Origin of the sequence: Nocardia sp. NPDC051990 (genome assembly GCF_040680755.1) — a bacterium.
Classification (GTDB): domain Bacteria; phylum Actinomycetota; class Actinomycetes; order Mycobacteriales; family Mycobacteriaceae; genus Nocardia.
Genome location: NZ_JBFAXH010000008.1, coordinates 85698 through 108679, shown reverse-complemented (window position 1 = coordinate 108679; position 22982 = coordinate 85698). Strand labels below are relative to the sequence as shown.

Below are 22982 nucleotides of genomic sequence, written 5' to 3'. Positions count from 1 at the left end.
CCGGACGTTCGTGGTTGTGAGGAGTAATTCGGCGTGAGTTGGACCTTCACCCCGGACGAGTTCGCCCATATCTGGCGCGAGACCGAAGTGGATCGTCACCCGTATCCGCTGCGCATTCTCGAGACGCCGCGCACCGAGGCCGAGGCCGACACATTGCGCGCACAGCTGGACGAGCGATTACCGCTGCGCAGTGATCCGGACCTGTCGGCGTGCCTGCGGATCTTGGCCGCACCGCAGACCAGGATCGTGGCGATCGGCGGCGGACATGGTCCCGGCAGCGAAATCCGATTACTGGCCTGTGCGATCTACGATCGCGCCGTCCTGGCTATCCAGGAACCCGGTTCCGGCCCGGATTTCGGTGGGCGCGTACGACTTTCGATCGGGCTCAGCGCCAAGCTCGGCACTCGGATCGCCGCATTGCTGCCCACGGTCCCGGCCGGACACGAACCCGCGCGGGCGGCATCCGCCGATGCGATCCGCGACGACGAGACGGTGGTCGTATCGCAGCGGACGGTGCCGGCGATTCGGCGGCTGCTGCTGAAGCCGCACACCGCCGAGGGGCATATCCGGATCGAGGGTCGGCTGGACCATTCGTCACCGCAGCCGCCGATCCACTACACCTGGATCGATGTCAAGGGCGACGGGCGCTACCTGATCAAGGCGGGCGATACCGTGCACATCGTGCCGGCCTCGGCCGGACAACTCGCGACGCAGCTGCAGAAACGCATTCCCGCGCCGGCCCGATAGTTCGCACCGACCGGAACTATTTCATCCGGAGGCATGGGTAACGGTTAGTCTGAGGCGAACCGACCGATCCCCGGGGGTGTGGTGCATGACGATCGAGAGCAGCCGAACCGATATCGCCCGCTTCAAACAGCAGGCACAGGCGGGCACCATCAAGTTCGATCCAGACGCTGCGCGACGTTGCGCCGAAATGTACGACAACCAGGCCGACCGGCTCATCCATCTACGCCAGCGCCTTGAATCGGTGGGCGAGCTGGATGGCTTCGGTGGATTCACCTCCGCACACCAGTTGCAGGCCGGATTCGCGCACAAGGCCCGCGACGCCGCCACCCTGCTCGACCACTACATCGAAGCCGCCTACCGCATGAAGGAAGCGTTCCTGATCAGCGGCGGGCTGTTCGAGGAGGCCGACGCCGCGAACGCCGCAGCGCTGCAGGCTATCGAGACGCGGGTGCCACGATGAGCGCCGGATCGCAGAGTGATTTCGATCCCGATTACATCAACTCGATGGAGCATTTCGAGTCGATGAAACATGAGGAGATCTACGCCAAGACCCAGCAGATCGATGCCGCGCGGATCCTCAACGCATCGGTCACGTGGCTGGAAGTTGCAGGGACGCTGGCCAGTTCGTTTCCGCTGACCCGAGCCGGCTCGGATCGGGTGATGAATTCGATAGCCTGGGAGGGCGCCGCCGCCGAAGCCGCATATGCGAGTGCCCGCAGCTACGCCGACTCCGTCGATGAACTCGCCGCGATCATGGGACAGGTCGGCGCCCGCCTCAGCGCGGTGGCCGCAGCGGCGGAAACGGTGAAGATCGCCGTGGTGCCACCGGGCAATTCGGGCCCGATCGGCACCATCGCCCGACTGCTCGAAGCCGCCAATGTGATCAACGCACAGATGGCGGAAGAGGCGCTGCGCCAAGAAGCCGTCCTCGCCATGAACATGATCTACAAACCCGCCTACCACATGGCAGGCACCGCCGTTCCCGCCCTGCCCGAGCCACCACCCCTTCCCGGCGCACCTGCTCCGTCTCCCTCCCGACAGCCGCGCTCACCGCAGTTCGAATATCCGACACCCGAAGCCCCGCAACAGGATCAGCAACCCACGCCCGGCACTCCAGCACCTTCCACCCCGGAATCCCGAGCGGCACAACCAACTCCGCCGCCCTCGACGCCGGGCCCCCAAGCAGCACAGCCGACCCCGACACCGGAATCGCAAGCACCACAGCCAACCCCAGCGCCGCAACCGGTCCCGAACCAACAGCCGACACCCACCCCGGCACCGCCCACCCAGCAGGCACCCTCACCAGAGCCGCAGTCCCCCGCACCCGCACCGCCGTCCCAGCAGGCACCATCCTCAACGCAGGAGACCCACCCCCTTCCCCCCGCACCCCCGACCCCACAGACGCCTGCGCCCACACCACAACCGCAGGCTCCCGCCCCTGCGCCTCCTGCTTCCGGCCCGTCCGCACCCCTCCCCGACCCAGCCGGTCAACCCGGCATCACCGGCCCCATCCCGGAACAAGCCCAGCAACCCCCGTCTACCACCAATCAGCCGGGCGTCATCCCCACGCCGGAGAGCAGCCAGCGCTAGCGCGCGGAAACCGGAGCTGGGGTCGCGGACCGGTGCGCAACGATGCTGGTGCCCGCGCAGATGGCCAGGGCGAGCATCGCAGCCAACGCGGCCCATCGGGTCACCATGATGCCGAGGGTGGACAGCAGATAGCCGGCGCCGAGTGCACCGAGCGCGACGGCGGCGTTCCAGAACAAGCCCATGGCCGCGACCGCGCGACCGAGGATCTGCTCGGGGATGACTTCGACCCGGTATACGGTCAATGCCACATTGCTGACGACGCCGATCCCGCCGATCCCCGCCCAGCAGGCGGCGAACACAAAAGGATTGGTGCTCAACGCAATTGGTACCAGTAGCGCGGTCCACACCCAGAGCGCAGCCCGATAGACAAGTCGGATCGGAAACCGGGCGATCAGCCGGGTAGCGCCGGCGGCACCGAGAATGCCGCCGAGACCCGCCGACCCGAGGACCAGCCCGATGATCCATGCGGAGTACCCGCTTCCCGCCAGCTCGACCATGATCAGGAGCAGCACCACCTGGATAACGGCATTCGACGCGGCGATCATCGCCGTCGAGGCCCGAAGGAATCGATCAGACCACACCGTGCGCAATCCGTCCGCAATACTTCGAGCCGTCGAATGCCGGGTTGGCCGGTCAGCTGCCGACGGCGTGCCCGAGACCTGCCGGATCAGCATCAGTGTGATGAGGCAGACCAAATATGACACCGCGTTGGCCACGAAGGGTAGCCAACGCGCGACGCCATACACGGCGGCACCAGCCGCCCGACCGAAAAGAGATGCGATCGGCTGTTCGGCCTCCAGGAAGGAGAACGCGGCGGGCCGATGTTCGGGCGCCACTACATCACGCACGGCCGCCAACTCACTCACATCGACGAAGACGGATACGCAACCCTCGACGAACGCCGCGGCGACGGCAATCACTACGAGGCCTGGCAATCGCGCGTAGATCGCCGAGGCAACCAGCCCGGTCGCAGCCAACCCGACCAGCTGGCAGCGCACCAGGATCCGGATTCGGTCGCCGTAGTCGGCGACGATTCCGGCCGGAATCTGGAAGATCAAGCTCGGCGCGGCTATGGCGAAGCCGACCCATCCGGCAGCCGCTGGGGAATCAGTCAGCGTGAGCACCAGCAGTGGATAGGCGATCCGGACACCATGGAAGCCCAACTTCGAGAACGCGTGACCTGACCACAGCAACAGAAAGTTCCGGTTGGCACGCAGTCCAGCGCTAGCCATTGATGCCCGACAACCAGTCGATCAGCTCGACCACCTCGACCGCGTCGGATTCCGAGCGCAATGCCTGATAGAGCCGTGCCACGACTTCGGCCCGCACACTCAGGATGCGAAAGTCGATATCGGGGTTCAGTTTCGGCAGCGTCAGTGCCAGCCCCGCCCACAGTTGCGGCCGCAGCGGATCCGAACGCAGTTGCTCCAGATACAACGCTGCCGCAAGCGGAAAGTCTTGCGCGAGGTAGGCCTTGTCACCAACGGGCTGATCCTCGATCGACAGCGCCGCGGCCGCGACGCTGTCGATCTCCTTCAGCTGAACCGAAAGATGCAGGCGCCGATGGCTATCAGGTATCGAGTCCTGATCGACCGGACTCGACGGCGCCAGCGCTTCGGGCCGCGCCGCCCTGGCCCGCCACCGAGCCGCCAACTCAGCGATATCCGCCGCCGCGGGCAGCAGGTTGCGCACCTGCCAGAAGGTGTGGTGTGCTACGGAGATCTCGGAGGCGGCGAGCCCAGCCGCATCGGGCAGCTCTTCGACCGCCCAGTCGGCTATGCCATCGCGCAATGTCCGCATCAAGTGTTCCCCTGTTGCGGTGAGCAATCCGGATCCCATCGCCTGTTCGATCGCGCCCGCTACCTGGACGCGCCACAATGCGAATTCGACATGCGACTGCATAGAACCGTGGCATTCGGCGCTGCGATGTACGCGCCAGAAATCGGTGACACCGAAGAAGGCATAGATCCCGTGCGCCAAACCCATGATGGGACGTGGGTCGTCACGCCACGGCGCATAGAAGCGACAGGACGGGTCCTGGTCGAACAGGAGGATCTGATCGATCAGCAGGTTGAACTTCGTGTGCTGGATCTCATGGATCATGGTCAGCGCCAGCTGACAGGAGTCGGCAGGTGCCGTGGTGTAGACGCAGCCGACACCATTGAACGAGGTGTGGCTGGTACTGGCCGCACGCGGCCGCGCGGTCAACGGCGCCACGATGCGCAGGCAGCTGCGCATCGGAATCAGATATCGCTCGAAGTCACGGCGCAGCAGAGCCCAGGCGTCAGCGAAGTCCCGCTGCCACAATTCCACCTGGCCTGCCGTGAGTCGCGGCGGCACCGGCTGATCTTTGGCCAGATCGCGAAACGGATCAAGGTCGTCCAGGAACGTAGTACGTTCACCTGCTTCGCCGCGCACCTTTCGCAACGGCAGCCAGTCCGGGTCAGCTTCGTAGTCCTGGCTCGGCACGAGGACACTCGTGCCGGACTGCGTGAAACCGATGGAGCCGTCGCTGGTCCAGCTCAATTCGCAGTGGCCGCAGAAGTCGGCGGGCCCGAGCCGCGCCATGCCGATCCCCGGCAGCATCACGATACCGTTGCGAACGACGACTCGCATCGAGCCGTCCGGCAGACATGCGATGCCACCGGCGGCAGCGAGCCAGCCCAGGTAGCCGCAATCCGCCCACAGCGGCGTCGACGAATCATCGTCGGCGTATATGCGACCGAGAACGTGGGCGAGCCACGGTCCGAGGTGCGGGTACGCCAGCAGATCCGCGGTCTCGGCGGGATGGGTGCGCTGTAGCTCAGCGAGAGCCTGATAGGCCGCATGCAATCCGGCGCCATCGCTGACCTCGGGCCGCGCCGTGGCTTCGGCAACGAGTGTGCGCAGCAGGATCATTCGCGTGGTCAGCATTCCGCTCACCAGCGTCGCGAGCGCCGTTTCGGTGCCGTATCCCGAACTCAAAGCGATAGCGGCATCATCTATTCCGGTCACCGTCGTGGACATATCCCTACTCCTGTCGCCCGAGCGTGGCGGTGTCGACGTCGGATAAGAGGCGCGACCCGATGTGCCGGATCAATGCTGTCAAATCGGCGCAGTACACCGAGGGGTTGCGGAATCCGTTATCCGCGCGGTATCGGTGGACGTAGTGACCGCCGCCACAAATGGTGTGTATCGAGCAACTGCGACACATCGGACTCAACGCGTCGACCCCGATCTGACGCGCCACCATGGATGGTTCCCACAACGCCGCATCGAGCGGATTGTCTTGCTTGGAACGGGACAGCTTGGTAGCGCCCGCGAAGGCCGACTTCAGTTCGTCGACCTGTTCCAGAGTTCCGTCCGTTTCGATTACTGCCAGTCGAACGGGTTCGAGGCCAACCGATTCCGACGCCGCCCGCCCACCGAGCAATAACGCGATAATGCTCTCGAAGAGCCGCACCCCGGTCTCTACCTCGGGCGCCTGGTACCAACGATCGAAGATCGCGACCAACCAGTCGGCATAGGGCGTGGCACCATCTCCGACGGCCAGGTTCGGGGGCATAGTCGCCCAGTTGCCATGCGGTAGAAGGAAATCGACCGCAGGCGGATCGAATGCCAAGAGCGCTTGATACGTCCGGACCGGGTCGTTATCGATATCGATCGTGCACAGCAGGCCGGCAAACAGCCGCGCCCTTCGATCCGGCGGCGCCAACTGCCCCAGGCCCGCCACCACCCGGCTATAACTGCCCTCGCCGCGCCGGTCCCGGCGATGCCGGTCCTGACCGCTCTCATCCCCGTCGATACTGACGCCGATCCGAATATTCCACCGGTCACAGATGTCGACGAATTCCTCGTCGAGCAGCACTCCATTGGTCTGTATGCCCAGCCGCACTTCGGTTATCGGCTCCAACAGCGCACGCGCGGTGCGTGCGAATTCCGCGAGATTCCGATGACCGACCATCAGTGGTTCACCACCGTGCAACACGAGGTCCACCCTGGGCAGGTCGAATCGGCGTGCGTGATCACCGATCATGCGGCAGGCGTCGGCGAACACTTTATGACTCATTGTCTTCGGCTGATCACGCCAACTCTGATCGGCCATCTCGTAGATATAGCAATAGTCACAAGCTAAATTACATCGGCTGTGAATCTTGATGACGAATTCCGCGAAAGGCTGCGGCTGCCACCCGGATTTTCGCAGCTGCTCGACATCCAACCCCGACGCAGGCCACAATTCTTCGCGCCGGGACAGCTCCAAGGGCACCGAACCCATATTTCACTTCCTTGGCCGGGCTGGGCACACGTGCGACGGTTCGCGTCGCACGTGTGCACCCGACTAGTTATCCGGGTTGATAAACGACCGGAAGGCCATACTCGAAGAGTCGCCGTCCTTATGCCGCTCGATCGCCGCCCGCAGCGCCGGGCTCGCGGCCTCGGTCAACTGTTCCGGCTTCAGATCCGCAAGGTCTGCAAGATTGCCCATGACAAATCCTCCTTCGTTCTCGCCTTTCGCGCAGCACAGATTCACCCCATAAAAGGACAAATGAAAAGTAAAGGTATCCCCGATACCGGGCGCAGCGAGAACAATCTTCCAGGGGCCGACTATTTGCGAACCCAACGACGAATACTACTGCAGCACAACGCATCGCGCACGGTTCAGCCATTCCCCATTTATGGGAAAAATGTCGAGCGGTCTCTTTCCGCATACTTTCTTCGTGCGCGGGCCACCGGCCGACGAAAGACCAGAAATTCGGGTCGCCAGATGGCAAACTACCGTTGCCGGCCGCAAGGGCTCTCTCGCCGGAGAGATGGTCACCGCGCGGATACCGGAATTCCGGCGGACGCTCCGATCTGGTGCCGACACGACCGATGGCGCGCTGCAGGCTCAGACCTTGACCAGGTCGTCGGCGTGGATAACCGGGCGCTGCATGGTGTCCGGGAGTTCGGTGGTGGAGCGGCCGAGCATGCCGGAGAGTTCGGTGCTGTCGTATTCGACTACGCCGCGGGCGACTATGCAGTTGTCGGGGGCGATGAGATCGACTACGTCGCCACCGTGGAAGCGGCCGCGCACGCCGGTGATGCCCGCGGCGAGGAGGGAGCGTCGGCGATGGGCGACGGCTTGAACGGCACCCTCATCGATGAGGATGGCGCCACGGCTGTCGGCGGCGTGGCGTACCCAGAATTTACGGGCGGAGAGGCGGACCGGGCGGGCGGCGAAGGCGGTGCCGACGGTGCCCGCGCTGAGCGCGATATCGGCCTCGGTGGCCGCGGCAAGCAACACGGGGACACCCGCGTCGGCGGCCAACCGGGCCGCGGAGAGTTTCGAGGCCATGCCGCCGGTGCCGAGTGCGCCGCCACTGCCCGCGATGACGCCGTCGAGATCGGCGCTACTGCGGACCTCGGGAATGAAGTTGGCGGCCCCCTTGCGCGGATCGCCGTCATAAAGGCCCTCGACATCGGAGAGCAGCACCAGCGCGTCCGCGCCGACCAGATGGGCGACCAGTGCGGCGAGCCGGTCATTATCGCCGAATCGAATCTCTTCCGTTGCGACGGTGTCGTTTTCGTTCACCACAGCGACCGCACCGAGCGAGCGCAACCGATCCAGGGTGCGCTGCGCATTGCGGTGATGTTCCCGACGCGAGAAGTCGTCGGCGCTCAACAGCACCTGCCCGACCGTGCGCCCGAACCGCGCGAACGAGGTGCCCCACGCATGCGCCAAGGCCAGCTGACCGACGCTGGCCGCGGCCTGCTTGGTGGCCAGATCCCTTGGGCGACTTGTCAATCCGAGCGGCGCGATACCGGCACCGATCGCACCGGAGGACACCACGACCACATCGGATCCGGCCCGCATCCGCGCCTCCACCGCATCGGCGAGCCGATCCAATCGCGCCATATCCAGCCCACCCTTAAGGCTGGTCAGCGCCGAAGACCCGATCTTCACCACCACACTGCGCGCCGAAGCGATCGCAGTCCTGGCCTCACTCAGCCCGGACTGCGACACCACTCCAGCCATCCCCGAACTCACCTGCATCGCAACCGAACTCCCTGAACCGCAAAAGAACTCGTCGTACCCACCAGGCCAACCGAATCCGCCGGGCGCAACACTGCGCCCCTAACGCACTGGCCGCCACCGAATTCCGACACTCGCCGAATGGGCGACCCGAACCGCAGCGCTCGCCGTAACGGCGTGCCAGCCCCCGGCGCACACCACACGCCCGCGGTTCGCACGTTATTCCTCGTCGTCCTTGACCAGACCGCGGCGCACTCGGGACGCGTGTTTACGTTCGGCGGCGCTGATTCGGTCGTTCTGCTCTAGTCGAATATCGGTCCCGCGACCAGTTGGGACCATATCCACACCCGCGGAGATCTGCGGCTCCCAATCGAAGGTGACATCGCCGATGGTGACCGGTGCACCGGGCTCCGCGCCCTGCTTCACCAGCTCGTCTTCGACTCCGAGGCGAGCCAGGCGGTCGGCGAGGTAGCCGACGGCTTCGTCGTTGTCGAACTGGGTCTGACGCACCCAGCGCTCCGGCTGTGGCCCGCGCACGATGAAGCCACCCGGCTCCTCGGGATCGGCGATCACACTGAAGCCGGTCTCGTTCACCGCGATCGGGCGGATCACCGGACGCTTCGGCGCGGCCTTCGGATGCGCGGTCCGATACTGCTCGACCATCTCGGCGAGCGCAAAGGTCAAGGGGCGCAGGCCCGCTCGGCTCACCGCCGAAATCTCGAAAACCGGCCAGCCCCGGGCGGTGAATTCGGAGGTGACCATCTGCGCCAACTCGGCAGCATCGGGCACATCGACTTTGTTCAGGATCACCACGCGCGGCCGATCGGCCAGATCACCGAGCCCGGTATCGGCATCCAAAGCCGGTTTGTAGGCGGCGAGTTCGGCCTCGAGCGCATCGACATCGGAAACCGGATCACGTCCCGGCTCCAGCGTCGCACAGTCCACAACGTGTGCGAGCACCGCACAGCGCTCCAGATGCCGCAGGAAATCCAGCCCGAGACCACGTCCCTCACTCGCGCCCGGAATCAGCCCGGGGACATCGGCGATGGTGAAGGTGGTGTCACCGCTGGAGACCACACCGAGATTGGGCACCAGCGTGGTGAACGGATAGTCCGCGACCTTCGGCTTGGCGGCCGAAAGCACCGACACCAGCGAGGACTTACCCGCCGACGGGAACCCGACCAGCCCCACATCGGCAACGGACTTCAGCTCGAGGACGAGATCGCCCTCCTCACCATCCTCACCGAGCAGCGCGAAACCGGGCGCCTTGCGGGCCCTCGAGGCCAGCGCGGCGTTACCGAGTCCGCCGCGTCCGCCACGGGCCACGATGAACTTATTGCCCGCACCGACCAGATCGACGAGCACCTTACCGTCGTCGTCCAGCACCACGGTCCCGTCGGGCACCTTCAGCACCAGGTCGGTGCCCTGCTTACCGTCGCGGTTACTGCCCTCGCCCGGTTTGCCGTTGCTCGCCTTGGCGTGCGGATGGAAGTGGAAGTCAAGCAGAGTGTGCACATTCGAGTCGACCTCGAGGATCACATCCCCGCCGCGTCCGCCATTACCGCCGTCCGGACCGCCGAGCGGCATGAACTTCTCGCGGCGCACGGAGGCGCAGCCGTGACCACCCTTGCCCGCACGCACGTGCAATACGACACGGTCGATGAATTTGGACATGTCCGAATCATCCTCCTCGGTGGTAGCCGTCGACTGCTTGCAGGTCGCTCGAGTAAACCTGCTCTATGGGAACGCGATCCTTCGAGAACGCGAAAAGCGGGCCAGGGAAATGCACCCTGACCCGCTCAGCTGTTTCGGATTGGCTAGAGGCGGTCAGGCCTCGGCCGGCTCCGGAACGACGATGTTGACGGTCTTGCGGCCACGCTTGGTGCCGAATTCGACCTTGCCCGCAGCCAGGGCGAACAGGGTGTCGTCGCCGCCACGGCCGACAAGCACGCCGGGGTGGAAGTGCGTGCCGCGCTGGCGAACCAGGATCTCGCCCGCCGAAACGGCCTGGCCACCGAAACGCTTGACGCCGAGTCGCTGGGCATTCGAGTCGCGACCGTTGCGCGAGCTGGATGCACCCTTCTTATGTGCCATTTCTGAACTCCTGTGAAGTAATTCGAGAAAGCGCGGAGGCTTACTTGATGCCGGTGACCTTGAGGACCGTCAGCGGCTGACGGTGACCCTGGCGCTTGTGGTAGCCGGTCTTGTTCTTGAACTTGTGGATGCGGATCTTCGGGCCCTTGGTGTGCTCGACGACCTCGGCGGCCACGGAGACCTTGGCCAACTTGTCCGCATCGGTGGTCAGCTCGGCGCCGTTCACCACGAGAACCGGGGCCAGCGCCACGGACGAACCCGGCGCACCCTCGATCTTCTCGACCTTCACCAGGTCACCGACCGCGACCTTGTACTGCTTTCCGCCGGTCTTGACGATCGCGTACGTTGCCATCGGTCGGCTGCCCTTCTTCCTGTCATGTGCGCGGCTCGTGCTCGCGCGGCTGCCTGCTCCCGCACGGATGACTCCGTGCTGGAAACCACAGCACTCTGGTCTGATAGTCACCGCCGCCTCAGCAACCTGATGGCTCTCGGCTTCGAGCCGAGTCACGAACACAGCGCAGATAAGCGCTGTCGCCGGGCAGCGACTGTCCAAGATTACAGGACGGGTACCACCCCGACCAAACCGGTGCCGCGAAAGGCGGGGCCCCCGTCGCGGAATGCGGCGGGGGCCCCGGGTTCGGATCCGATTATGGCAATCAGTTCGCGTCGTCCACCGGCGGTCCGGCCGGACGACCGACGGCCCGGCGGCGCGGCTTGCGCGTCGGCACCACGACCGGCACATCCGCCGTGTAGTCCACCACGGGCCCTGCGGACGCCTGATCCGCCGTCGACAGCACGAAGACCGCACTGGTGCTGTCGGCGGCCGGTGCGGCGGCCGAACGCGCCACGCGACGTCTGCGGCCGGTCGTACGGGGCGCCACGGATTCGGGAACACCGTTGGCTGCGGCAGGTGCCTCCGATGGCACAACCGGCACTACGGCGGGCACCGCGGGTTCATCGGCCACCGAGCTCGAAATCCGAGCACCGACCGGTGCCAGGACCTCCTCGGCTGCGGGCTCGATGGCCTCCTCGGCCACCGCTTCCGCCGCCGCGACCTCCTCGGCGACCGCCGCAACGGACTCGGCAACTACGACCTCCTCGACCGGAGCCGCATCGGTCGCCGCGACGACATCGGTATCGACCGCTGCGGCTTCCGCAACCACCTCGATGTCCGCGACATCGTCCGCGTGCGCATCCTCGGCGTGCGCCGCCTCCTCCGATTGATGCGCCGCCATCGCCAACGCCACCGGATGCGCCCGCTTGACCGCGATCTCCGCCTCGTCCTCGACAGCATGCCCGGTGCCATTGGTCGCCGCCGGCGCGCTCGCCGCCGCGCCCTTGTCCCGGCCACGGCGCCGCCGCGACCCGGTCTCCCGGCCACCGCGCGCACCGTCCTCGGCGCCCGCCAGCTCCACCGGATAGGTGTGCACGACGATGCCTCGACCGTGGCAGTGCTCACAGGTCGTCGAGAACGCCTCGACCAGCCCCGTGCCCAGCTTCTTGCGGGTCATCTGCACCAAGCCGAGCGAGGTCACCTCGGAGACCTGATGGCGGGTGCGGTCGCGGCCCAATGCCTCGGTCAGCCTGCGCAGCACCAGATCCCGGTTCGACTCCAGCACCATATCGATGAAGTCGACGACGATCATGCCGCCGATATCGCGCAGCCGCATCTGGCGCACGATCTCCTCGGCCGCCTCCAGATTGTTCCTGGTGACCGTCTCTTCCAGATTGCTGCCACCGGCACCGGTGAACTTGCCGGTATTGACGTCGATGACGGTCATCGCCTCGGTCCGATCGATCACCAGGGTCCCGCCCGAGGGCAGCCACACCTTGCGATCGAGCGCTTTGGCGAGCTGCTCATCGATCCGATAGGTCTCGAAGACATCGACACCGTTGTTCTCGTGCCGGGAGACTCGGGCGAGCATATCCGGCGCAACCGTGCGGATGTAGTTCTCGACGGTGCTCCAGGACCGCTCACCCTCGATGACCAGCTTGGAGAAGTCCTCGTTGAACAGGTCACGGATGACCTTGACCAACAGGTCCGGCTCTTCGTACAGCGTCTTGGGAGTGTTGTTGTCCTTGGCCTCGGCGGCCTTCTCGATGGTGCGCCAAGTCGCCTGCAACCGTTCGACGTCGCGAGCCAGCTCGGTCTCGCTGACGCCCTCGGACGCGGTGCGGATGATCACCCCGGCGTCGGCGGGCACGATATCGCGCAGGATCTCCTTGAGTCGCTTGCGCTCGGTATCGGGCAGCTTGCGGCTGATACCGGTGGACGAACCGCCCGGTACGTACACCAGGAAGCGTCCGGCCAGGCTGATCTGGGTGGTCAGCCGCGCGCCCTTGTGCCCGACCGGATCCTTGGAGACCTGGACCAGCACCTGATCGCCAGGTTTGAGCGCTTGCTCGATCTTGCGCTCCTTACCGCCGAGACCGGCGGCCTCCCAGTTCACCTCACCGGCGTAGAGCACACCGTTGCGGCCGCGGCCGATATCGACGAATGCCGCCTCCATCGAGGGCAGCACATTCTGCACCTTGCCGAGATAGACATTGCCGACCATCGATGCGGAGCCGGTATTGGTGACGAAGTGCTCGACCAGGATGTTGTCCTCGAGCACCGCGACCTGGGTCGCGGTCGGGTGATCCGTAAAGCTCTTTTCGCGCACGACCATGACCCGGTCCACTGCCTCACGGCGGGCCAGGAACTCCGACTCGGTCAGGATCGGTGGGCGACGGCGACCGGCCTCTCGACCGTCACGCCTGCGCTGCCGCTTGGCCTCGAGCCGGGTGGAGCCGGTGATGCCCTGCACCTCGTCGACGGTGGTGCGGCTGCGGCTCTTATTGCGCGGCTCACGCTCGTGCACGACGGTATTCGGCGGGTCGTCATCGGAGACACCCTCGCTCTCGGCGCCCTCCCCCGCCACCTTGCGGCGACGGCGGCGCCGGCGACGGCGGCTCGAACCCTCCGGCACACCCGATTCCTCGTCCTCGGTCTCGGTGTCGTCGCTGGGCTCGGCTTCGGCCTCGCTCTTGGCAGCGTGCTCCGCGGACCGCTCGTCCTCGGCGGCCTCCTCCGCGGCTTCGCTTTCGTCACCCTCGGATTCGGAGTCGGTGTGCTGTTCACCCCGACCACGTCCGCGACCACGACGGCCCCGCCGCCGACGGCGCGGCTGATCCGCATCGTCCTGCTGTTCGCTCGACTCGTCCTCGGTGGTTTCGGTCTCTTCCTCGACGGTCTCGACCGTGGCTTCCTCGGCGCGACGGTGATCGCGCTCGGCCCGACGCTGCCGACGCGCCTCCTCGGCGGCCGCGGCGTCCGGCGGCAGGAACAGCGGTGCGGCGACCTCGAAGACAACCGGCGTCGCGATATGCGGCTCCTGCGGAACCGGTGGGGTGAACAGCTGCGTCGGCTGGTGGGCGACGGGCTGCTCACTTGCGGAGAAGATGGGGCCCGGCTCGGGCTGAACGGCGAGCGGCTCCGGCGCGACGACGACCGGATCGGACGCGGCTGGCTCTTGGAGGACGGCCGCGGGAGCCTCGGCCTCGGATTCCACCGTGCCGAGCGCGTCGCGGACCGTTTCCGCTACCGCTCGATCGACATTCGATTGCGCACTACGTGCGTCGGCACCCAACTCGGCGAGCTTGGCCAGGATGCGTTTGCTGGTTACCCCCAGCCGCTTGGCAAGCGCGTGAACTCGGATTCGCTCCGGCAATTGTTCGGCATCCTGTGATGTTGTTGTCAGCGGCTCTTGATCGGCCACGAAGTCTCCTCGGGTCCCCGGGCGCGTCCCTCCTGGCAGGAGTGACGCGGCCGACGCGGGGGCACTGTCCGTCCACCTCACGCGGTTGGCGCGAGGTCAATTGGTCTCGCCCCGCATGCCCGGTTAACACCCATGGTTTTCGTCGGTCGGGCTAACTGGTCACGCGGCGCCTGGCTGTTGGCTGAACTCCACGGCGCGAGCGCTCCTCCAGCGTGCCGACGCGAACCTCCGGCCCCAGCAACGGGCCAGCTGTCGGTGGCAGCGATGATCGGCATCGAACCGCAGCGTCATCCGGTTACCATCCGACACCGATCGTCCGCGTACCTGCGCGAACAGTCGATATCGTCAGCAACCACTGCCAGTATCCCACACAGTGCGGCGACGCCTCGCCATCGCCGCACGAGTTCACCCCACTGACACGAGGCCCCGTCCCGCGGCGACGCAGACAATGTCACCGGTTCGCGCAGCTCACGCCCATCACCTCACGGACGCGAGGATCCCGTGTCGCGCCGCCGCCGACGCTGTTATCGGCTCGCGCAGTCCACGCGTAAGGCCCGTGGATCAGGCGGGGAACTCGGGAAACCAGAGCGCGATTTCCCGCTTGGCCGATTCCGGCGAATCGGAGCCATGCACCAGGTTCTCCTGGGTCTGCAGCGCGAGGTCGCCGCGAATGCTGCCGGGGACGGCCTTCTCGACCGGATCGGTACCGCCGGCGATCTGGCGGAACGCCGCAATGGCGCGTGGACCCTCCAGGATCGCCGCGACGACGGGGCCGGAGGTGATGAACTCGATCAAGGAACCGAAAAACGGCTTCTCGGCATGTTCGGCGTAGTGGCCGCGCGCCAACTCGTCGGATACCTGCTTCAGCTCCAGGGCGGCGATCTTCAGCCCCTTGCGCTCGATCCGGGCCAGCACCTCACCGACGAGGCCACGGGCCACACCGTCCGGCTTGATGAGTACCAACGTCTGCTCAGTCACGGCGCACAGCCTAATGGGCGACACCCCCGGTTACCGAACCGGCGGCTAAGAAGAGCCCTGACGGCGTTGACTGGGCAGCAGGCCCAGTTCCATCCGGCGCTTGACATCGGCACGCAGCACCAGGATGAAGCCCCAGACGACGCCGAAGAAGACGCCCATGACACCGATGGACAGGTGCACGAAGACGCCGAGGATCAGCAGGACCTGGAGGGCCAGATTGAACGGGATCGCCCACGGGCGACGTTGCAGTCCAGCACCGAGGATCATCACCAGCGCGAGGATGACCAGGTAACTACCGGAGAACCAGCCGATACCGCCGCCAACGGAGGCGACCACGGGCAGCGCGAGCAGCACCGTGATCGCCTCCAGGATCAGCGTGCCCGCCATGACACCGCGCAGACCCTTCCACGGGTCGGTGGCGGGCGGAGGGACCTGCGGTGCGCCGTCGAACCGCTCGGGCTCGGCGGCGTCGCCGGTTGACTCGGTCACGCTGTCTCCTTACTCACGCTGTGCCTATTGCGGCATTCGCGGGGCCCTCCGTGGTTACGCGCGCTGCCTCCTCCGGGCCTGACGCTCACGCCGGATCCTTCCCGAACAGTGCCCGCGCCGCCCCAGCCGTGACGACCGACCCGGTCACCACGACGCCCGCACCGGAAACCATCTCGCCCGCATCGCCGACCTCCTCGGCAATGGCAATGGCGGTTTCCAGCGCATCGGGCAGGGTCTCGGCGGTGACCACCCGCTCGTCGCCGAAGCGCTGCACGGCGAGGTCGGCGAGGCGTTCGATATCCATCGACCGCGGCGACCCGTTGTTGGTGACGACGATCTCGTCGAAAACCGGCTCCAACGCGTCCAGCATGCCGGCCACATCTTTATCGCCGAGCACTGCGACGACACCGACCAGCTTGCGGAAGTCGAATTCCGCGGTCAGCGTCGCGGCCAGCGCCCGTGCACCCGCCGGATTGTGCGCGGCGTCGATGAAGATGGTCGGGGCATTGCGCATGCGCTCCATCCGGCCGGGGCTGGTGACGCTCGCGAAACCAGCACGCACCGCCTCGATATCGAGCTGCCGATCCGCGCCCGCACCGAAGAACGCCTCGACCGCGGCGAGTGCGAGCACCGCATTGCGGGCCTGATGCTCACCGTGCAGCGGCAGGAAGATCTCGTCGTAAACCCCGCCGAGGCCCTGCAATTCGAGCTGTTGGCCACCGACCGCGATCTGGCGGGCCAGTACCCGAAACTCCGAACCCTCGCGCGCCACCGCGGCATCGACATCGACAGCCCGGCGCAGCAGCACATCCATGGCCTCGGGTTCCTGCTCCGCGATGATCACGACGGTATCGCGCGGCACCAGGCTCTCCGGGGCACGTTTGATGATCCCGGCCTTCTCCCCCGCGATGGACGCGAGATCGTCGCCGAGGAAATCGGTGTGATCCAGACCGATCGGTGTGATCACCGCGACCTGTCCGCCGATGACATTGGTCGCGTCCCAACGGCCGCCCATCCCGGTCTCGACGATCGCGACATCCACCGGCGCCTCCGCGAAGGCGGCATAGGCCATGCCGGTGAGCACCTCGAACTTGCTCATGGCCGGACCATCCGCGGCGGCGGACTGCATATCGATCATTTCGATGTAGGGCAGCAGTTCGCGGTAGGTCTCCACATACTTGGCCGGGGTGATCGGCACGTTATCGATGCTGATCCGCTCGGTGGCCAACTGCAGATGCGGGCTGGTGATCCGGCCGGTGCGCCGGTGCAGTGCGGTCAGCAGCGCATCGATCATGCGGGTCACCGAGGTCTTGCCATTGGTGCCCGCGATGTGGATGGCCGGATAGCTCTGCTGGGGTGAGCCGAGCAGATCCATCAGCGTCGCGATGCGGGTGAGCGACGGCTCGATCTTGGTCTCCGGCCAGCGCCGGTCCAATTCCGCCTCTACCAACGCCATTTCGGCCAGATCCACCGGAGACGGCCCGGACCCGAGCCGGGGCTTCGGATGCTCGTCGTCGGCGTACTGTGGCTCCGGTTCGGCGTTCATTTGTCGCTCAATTCCGCGAGCCGGGCACCGATGCGCGCGACCTCGGCCTCGGCGACATCGCGACGTCCCTTGATCTTGTCGACCACCTGATCCGGCGCCTTGGCCAGGAATGCCTCGTTACCGAGTTTGGCTGTGGTGGTTGCCAATTCCTTCTCGGCCGCGGTGAGGTCCTTCTCCAGACGACGGCGTTCGGCGACCAGGTCCACGGCGCCGGAGGTGTCGAGCTCGACCGTCACGGTGGCCCCGCTCAGGCGCACCTCGACCGAGGCGGTCGCGGCGAATTCGGCGCCGGGCTCGGTGAGCCGGGCCAGGTTGGTCACCGAATCGTGCAGTTCGGTCAGACCGGCGGCGTCCAGGCCGATCAACGTGGCCGCCACCTTCTGCTTATCGGCCAGCCCCTGATCGCTGCGGAAGCGACGGATCTCGGTGATCAACCGCTGCGTATCCGAAATCCGTTGTGCAGCGGTGCCATCCGTGGCCACACCGGTAGCCTGTGGCCAGCTGGCGATGACGACGGATTCGCCATCGGTCAACGCCCGCCACAGCGATTCGGTGACGAACGGGATGACCGGATGCAGCAGTCGCAGCACCGCATCGAGCACATTGCCGAGCACAATGCTGGTCGACTCGGCGCGCGAACCATCGGCGGCGAACTGCACCTTGGACAGTTCCAGATACCAATCGCACAGTTCGTCCCAGGCGAAGTGGTACAGCGCCTCGCACGCCTTACCGAATTCGTAGGCGTCGAAGGCCGAATCCACCTCGGCACGAACCTGTTCGAGCCGATCGATGATCCAGCGGTCGGCATCGGTCAGTGCGGCGCGATCGGGCAGCGCGCCCAGCTGCGCGCCGTTCATGAGCGCGAACTTGGTGGCATTGAACAGCTTCGTCACAAAGCTGCGCGAGGCGAGGGCATGCGATTCGCCGACCGAGAGGTCACCACCGGGCTGCGCACCCCGCGCCAGGGTGAAGCGCAGCGCGTCCGCTCCGTAGGAGTTGATCCAGTCCAGCGGGTCGATGCCATTACCGCGCGATTTGGACATCTTCTTGCCATATTGATCGCGAATCAGGCCATGCAGGAACACATCCTTGAACGGCACCTGCTTCGCACCGCCCTTACCCGCGGTGAGCACATGATCGTCGGAGACGAACGTGCCGAACATCATCATCCGGGCCACCCAGAAGAACAAGATGTCGTAGCCGGTGACGAGCACACTTGTCGGATAGAACTTCTGGAGCTCCTCGGTCGAATCCGGCCAGCCCATGGTGGAGAACGGCCACAGGCCGGAGGAGAACCAGGTGTCGAGCACATCCGGGTCCTGCACCCAGCCCTCGGGCGCGGTCTCGTCCGGACCGACACAGACCACCTCACCGTCGGGGCCGTACCAGATCGGGATGCGGTGACCCCACCACAGCTGCCGCGAGATGCACCAGTCGTGCATATTGTCGACCCATTCGAACCAGCGCGGCTCCTGGCTGGTCGGGTGAATCACGGTGTCGCCATTGCGAACCGCGTCGCCAGCGGCCTTGGCCAGCGAGTCCACCTTGACCCACCACTGCATGGAAAGCCGCGGTTCGATCGCCTCGCCACTGCGCTCGGAATGCCCCACACTGTGCAGGTACGGCCGCTTCTCGGCGGCGATCCGGCCCTCCCCGGCGAGCCGCTCGCGCACCTTGACCCGCGCCTCGAACCGATCCATACCGTCGAATTCGGTTCCGGTGCCGGTGATCCGGCCGCGCTCGTCCATGATGCTCGGCATCGGCAGGTTGTGCCGCAGGCCCATCTCGAAGTCATTGGGGTCGTGCGCGGGCGTGATCTTCACCGCGCCGGTACCGAATTCGGGATCGACGTAATCATCGGCGATGATCGGGATCCGGCGTCCGGTGATCGGATGCTCGATGGTGCTGCCGATCAGATCCTTGTACCGCGGATCCTCCGGATGCACCGCTACCGCGGTATCGCCGAGCATGGTCTCCACCCGGGTGGTGGCCACGATCACATGCGGCTCATCGTCTTTGAGCGAGCCATAGCGCAGCGACACCAGCTCGCCCTCGACATCGTCGAATTTGACCTCGATATCGGAGATGGCGGTGCGCAGTTCCGGCGACCAGTTGACCAGGCGCTCGGCCCGGTAGATCAGGCCCGCGTCATAGAGGCGCTTGAACATGGTCTGCACGGCCCGCGAGAGCCCGTCGTCCATGGTGAAGCGGTCGCGATTCCAGTCGACGCCGTCACCGAGCGCGCGCATCTGCCACTGGATCTGTCCACCGGATTCCCGCTTCCAGTCCCAGACCTTGTCGATGAACAGTTCGCGGCCGAAATCTTCCTTGGTCTTGCCGTCGACCGCGAGCTGCTTCTCCACGATGGTCTGGGTGGCGATGCCCGCGTGGTCCATGCCCGGCAGCCACAGCACCTCGTACCCCTGCATGCGCTTGCGGCGCGAGAGGGTGTCCATCAGGGTGTGATCGAGCGCGTGGCCCATATGCAGGCTGCCGGTGACGTTCGGCGGGGGCAGCACGATCGAGTAGCCGGGCTTGTCGCTGGCGGTATCGGCGGCGAAGTAACCGGCCGCTACCCAGCCCTCGTACAGCTCGGCCTCCACCTCGCTGGGAACCCAGCTCTTGGGGAGGGCATCGGCACGATTACGCGGGTTGTCAGGGGCTGCGCTGGTCACCCCGGCATTCTAGTGGTGGTACCGCTGAGCTCCTAAAAGAGCGTCGCAGAACTCTGTCGGCGCCCTGCGGCCGACTGCCTATCCGGGGCACCACCTCGGGTCCGGGAGCCCCGAGCGCGAGCCCCGGTGACAGATGTCCCTGGACTGGAAGGCGCTGGGCCGCAGCCCGGATGAAGCGGACACAGAGTTGCGCAGTCTCTTCGTGCGCAAAGAGGACATCCGAAGGGATGGTCCTGGAAAGGCAGAATGGTTTCCAGACACGGTGTCAAAGGGCCAGTGCATTGGAAAAGAAGGCGGAGTCTTCGGTGGATGAGGGACACCGAAGACTCCGCCTACACGTGGAGCTTACCGCCGAAACGAGCCCCAGCCCGGAATCCACAACTAATTCTCAGCTTCTTGAAGGGGTTCTCAACACGGTCGCCGGAACACACCTTTCCCGCGCCTGACGGCGCGTCTGCCGCCCGCACACCGCGGACGTGGCGCCGCCCCCGGATGCTCGACCGAACCATCATCGACCAGCTACGCCGGGCCGGTTTCGCGGCTCGACGGTGAGGTCACGGGACCAGTACGGTAAGCGCGCTCGGGATCGCGCGGAGGGTGACGGGGAGAGTGCCCGCCGGTTCGCCGTCGGCGGTGGCGGGCGCGCCGGGAGCGGTGAGCGTCACCTGGGCGACGCGATACTGCTTGGATTTCGGGTGATCGATGCGCTTACCCGCCGACAGAGCGGGCAGCAGGCGGAGCATGTCCAGGCGTGAAACCGCGCCTACGACAGTCAGATCAAGTAGTCCGTCATCCATGACCGCGTCCGGGCAGACCAGCATGCCGCCGCCGTAGGTGCGGGTATTGCCGATGGCCACCATGACGGCATCGGTGTCGATGACGGCGTCGGCGTCGGGATTGTCGAGTGCGCCGGGCGCGACACCGGACAGCTCGATCCGGTACGGCACGGTGAAGCGGCCGGAAATCTCGGCCAGTGCGGCGAAGGTGTAGCGCAGTGGCCCCTTGGGCCAGCGCATATCGTTGGCGCGCAAGGTGACTCGCGCATCGAATCCGGTACCGGTGACGGTGGCGAACCACTTGAGCGTGCATCCGGGCGCGGGTGATTCGATGCGGCCGAGGTCGATGGTGCGGGTGCGGCCACCGAGGATCAGGTCCGCGGCCGCGACGGGATCGTCGGTGGGCACCCCGATTTCGCGTGCGAGATCGTTGCCGGTGCCCGCGGGGATCAGGCCGAGTGGCACGCCGGTCTGCGCGATGGCTTCCAGCACGACATTCATCAATCCGTCGCCGCCGATGCAGACCACCGCATCCGGCTTGGCGCTGCCGGTGATCGAATCCCGCACCTGACGTACGGATTCGGCGGCCGATGGCGCGCACACCTCGGTGACCTCCACACCATGTGCGCCGAAGCGCGCCAGCGCGGCCGCGGCCACCTCATGCCCTCTGCCGACACCGGACTGCGGGTTGGTCACCACGGTGATCGCGCGCACCGGACGCGAATCCGATGTCACGGGACCAGCTTTCCCGGGTTGAGGATGCCAGCGGGGTCCACTTCCCGCTTCACCGCGCGCAGTACGCGCACGCCCAGCTCACCGATCTCGTTCGGCATCCAAGGGCGATGGTCGGTGCCGACCGCGTGATGGTGGGTGATAGTGGCGCCCGCGGCCACGATCGAGTCACCGACCGCACCTTTCGCGATGCGCCACTGGGTGATCGGATCGTCCAGCTGCTTGGCGATGACGGTGAAGTACAGCGACGCTCCGGTCGGATAGGTGTGCGAGATGTGGCACATCACCAGCGGCGGGGTCCCCTGCCGGGCGAGCGAATCCGTCAGTGCCGCAGTCACCCTCGCCTTGAGCGCGGCGAGATTCGACCAGGTGGTCGCGGTTTCCAGGGTTTCGCACAGCACACCGAGATCGAGCAGCGCATCGCGCATATAAGGTGCGGCGAAACGCCCGTGCTCCCATTCCTGGGCCGGGGTCTGTCCCAGCGCGGTCCCGCCCGCCGCCGCGAGCAATGCGCCCGCCTCGGCACTACGGGCCGCGACATGCGCCGCGGTGCCTTCGAAGGTGGTGATGGCCAGACAACCGGCCACCGCCTCGCCGCCGATATCGGCGGAGCGCGCCAGGTTGACACCGCTCTCCACCTCGTCGGACAACCGCAGCACCGTAGGCGCGGCACCGGCCTGCACCACCGAACGCAGTGCGGCGGCGCCGGTTTCGAAGTCCGGAAACGACCAGGCCTGGTAGCCGATGGTTTCCGGCACCGGATGCACCCGCAGCGTGACCTCGGTGATCACACCGAGCGCACCCTCCGATCCGACGAACAGTTCACGCAGGTCCGGGCCCGCGGCCGAGGCGGGTGCCCGGCCGAGTTCCATGGTGCCGCTGGGTGTCGCGATCTTGAGGTGCTGGACCATGTCGTCGAAGCGACCGTAGCCCGCCGATGCCTGCCCGGAGGACCGGGTCGCGGCGAATCCGCCGATACTGGCGAATTCGAAGCTCTGCGGGAAGTGGCCGAGCGAAAGTCGATGGGCGGCGAGGAGTTCCTCGGCCTTGGGGCCGGCGAGTCCCGCGCCGAGCGTGGCGGTGCCGCTGACCGGATCGATCTCCGAAATTCCGTCCAGGCGGCGCAGATCCAGCGCGATAACGCTATCGAATCGACCGCGGACCGGATCGACGCCGCCCACCACACTGGTACCGCCGCCGAAAGGTACGACCGCGATGGCATTCTCGGCGCAGTAGCCGAGCACGGCGAGTACCTGCTCGTGATCGGCGGGGAAGGCGACGGCATCGGGGGCGTCTTGTGGACCATCGGCGCGACGGCGCAGCAGGTCGGGGGTGCTCTTACCGCCCGCGTGTAGCAGACGATCGTGGTGGTCGACCGAAATGCCGCCCACGCCGACCACCGCGACCAACCCGTCCCGTTGAGTCGGCGTCAGTGTCGACTCGCGTAGCGGCACATCGCCCTCATCGCGGCGCGCCACCGGGTCACCGGACACTCCGAATACCTGCGTCAACAGGTTCCGAATCGCAGCCGAGAGCGGCTTGTGTCCCGCGGGGATGCCCCAGGCGTCCCAAACCATACTCGCCGCGCACGTCGGCGCGCCCGGG

At 66.2% G+C, this 22982-nt stretch carries 18 protein-coding genes; 3 read left to right on the top strand and 15 right to left on the bottom strand.

The window, feature by feature from the left end:
* Nucleotides 1-33 precede the first annotated feature (33 nt).
* From AB0L63_RS17405 to AB0L63_RS17395, 3 genes are all read left to right on the top strand, one after another.
* Nucleotides 34-747: an ESX secretion-associated protein EspG gene (locus tag AB0L63_RS17405; protein ID WP_364501337.1), complete on the top strand. Its 714-nt coding sequence runs from the start codon at nt 34-36 to the stop codon at nt 745-747.
* Between the two features lie 85 nt (nt 748-832).
* A complete protein-coding gene (locus AB0L63_RS17400) occupies nt 833-1207 on the top strand; it encodes a hypothetical protein (protein WP_364501334.1) in 375 nt (124 codons plus the stop codon).
* Complete coding sequence (locus AB0L63_RS17395; RefSeq protein WP_364501331.1) at nt 1204-2337, top strand: hypothetical protein; 1134 nt, start codon at nt 1204-1206, stop codon at nt 2335-2337. The genes AB0L63_RS17400 and AB0L63_RS17395 overlap by 4 nt, the downstream gene beginning before the upstream one ends.
* On the opposite strand, the gene AB0L63_RS17390 is transcribed toward AB0L63_RS17395, so the two are convergent.
* The 15 genes from AB0L63_RS17390 to AB0L63_RS17320 all read right to left on the bottom strand — a co-directional run bounded on the left by AB0L63_RS17390 (nt 2334) and on the right by AB0L63_RS17320 (nt 22954).
* Nucleotides 2334-3569: an MFS transporter gene (locus tag AB0L63_RS17390; protein WP_364501328.1), complete on the bottom strand. Its 1236-nt coding sequence runs from the start codon at nt 3567-3569 to the stop codon at nt 2334-2336. The two genes, AB0L63_RS17395 and AB0L63_RS17390, sit on opposite strands and share 4 nt — an antisense overlap.
* Entirely contained in the window at nt 3562-5343 is a 1782-nt protein-coding gene (locus tag AB0L63_RS17385; protein ID WP_364501325.1) for an HEXXH motif domain-containing protein, read from the bottom strand. The genes AB0L63_RS17390 and AB0L63_RS17385 overlap by 8 nt, the downstream gene beginning before the upstream one ends.
* Before the next feature lie 4 nt (nt 5344-5347).
* A complete protein-coding gene (locus AB0L63_RS17380) occupies nt 5348-6535 on the bottom strand; it encodes an FxsB family cyclophane-forming radical SAM/SPASM peptide maturase (RefSeq protein WP_364501874.1) in 1188 nt (395 codons plus the stop codon).
* A 120-nt stretch (nt 6536-6655) separates the two neighbouring features.
* Nucleotides 6656-6937 carry a hypothetical protein gene (locus AB0L63_RS17375; RefSeq protein WP_364501323.1) on the bottom strand — a complete coding sequence of 94 codons (282 nt, stop codon included), beginning with the start codon at nt 6935-6937 and terminating at the stop codon, nt 6656-6658.
* Between the two features lie 267 nt (nt 6938-7204).
* Nucleotides 7205-8332, bottom strand: coding sequence for a glutamate 5-kinase (gene proB, locus AB0L63_RS17370; RefSeq protein ID WP_364501320.1), 1128 nt, complete (start codon nt 8330-8332; stop codon nt 7205-7207).
* A 216-nt stretch (nt 8333-8548) separates the two neighbouring features.
* Complete coding sequence (gene obgE, locus AB0L63_RS17365; protein WP_364501317.1) at nt 8549-10003, bottom strand: GTPase ObgE; 1455 nt, start codon at nt 10001-10003, stop codon at nt 8549-8551.
* A 153-nt stretch (nt 10004-10156) separates the two neighbouring features.
* Complete coding sequence (rpmA, locus tag AB0L63_RS17360; protein ID WP_364501315.1) at nt 10157-10423, bottom strand: 50S ribosomal protein L27; 267 nt, start codon at nt 10421-10423, stop codon at nt 10157-10159.
* Between the two features lie 40 nt (nt 10424-10463).
* The gene (gene rplU / locus AB0L63_RS17355; protein WP_040687720.1) at nt 10464-10775 is read right to left on the bottom strand and encodes a 50S ribosomal protein L21; all 312 of its coding nucleotides are present in this window, start codon (nt 10773-10775) and stop codon (nt 10464-10466) included.
* Nucleotides 10776-11079: 304 nt separating this feature from the next.
* Entirely contained in the window at nt 11080-14181 is a 3102-nt protein-coding gene (locus AB0L63_RS17350; protein WP_364501312.1) for a translation initiation factor IF-2 N-terminal domain-containing protein, read from the bottom strand.
* A 561-nt stretch (nt 14182-14742) separates the two neighbouring features.
* Nucleotides 14743-15159 carry a nucleoside-diphosphate kinase gene (ndk, locus tag AB0L63_RS17345; protein WP_364501309.1) on the bottom strand — a complete coding sequence of 139 codons (417 nt, stop codon included), beginning with the start codon at nt 15157-15159 and terminating at the stop codon, nt 14743-14745.
* A 45-nt stretch (nt 15160-15204) separates the two neighbouring features.
* On the bottom strand, nt 15205-15546 hold the full coding sequence (locus tag AB0L63_RS17340) for a DUF4233 domain-containing protein (protein WP_364501871.1): 342 nt from the start codon (nt 15544-15546) through the stop codon (nt 15205-15207).
* Nucleotides 15547-15733: 187 nt separating this feature from the next.
* Entirely contained in the window at nt 15734-17104 is a 1371-nt protein-coding gene (locus AB0L63_RS17335) for a folylpolyglutamate synthase/dihydrofolate synthase family protein (RefSeq protein ID WP_364501869.1), read from the bottom strand.
* Nucleotides 17105-17190: 86 nt separating this feature from the next.
* Nucleotides 17191-19869 (bottom strand): valine--tRNA ligase, encoded by a 2679-nt coding sequence (locus AB0L63_RS17330; RefSeq protein ID WP_364501306.1) that lies wholly within the window; start codon nt 19867-19869, stop codon nt 17191-17193.
* 554 nt (nt 19870-20423) lie between these two features.
* Nucleotides 20424-21380 carry a YegS/Rv2252/BmrU family lipid kinase gene (locus tag AB0L63_RS17325; RefSeq protein ID WP_364501303.1) on the bottom strand — a complete coding sequence of 319 codons (957 nt, stop codon included), beginning with the start codon at nt 21378-21380 and terminating at the stop codon, nt 20424-20426.
* Nucleotides 21377-22954, bottom strand: a complete 1578-nt coding sequence (locus AB0L63_RS17320) for an FAD-binding oxidoreductase (protein ID WP_364501866.1) — start codon at nt 22952-22954, stop codon at nt 21377-21379. The genes AB0L63_RS17325 and AB0L63_RS17320 overlap by 4 nt, the downstream gene beginning before the upstream one ends.
* Nucleotides 22955-22982 lie beyond the last annotated feature (28 nt).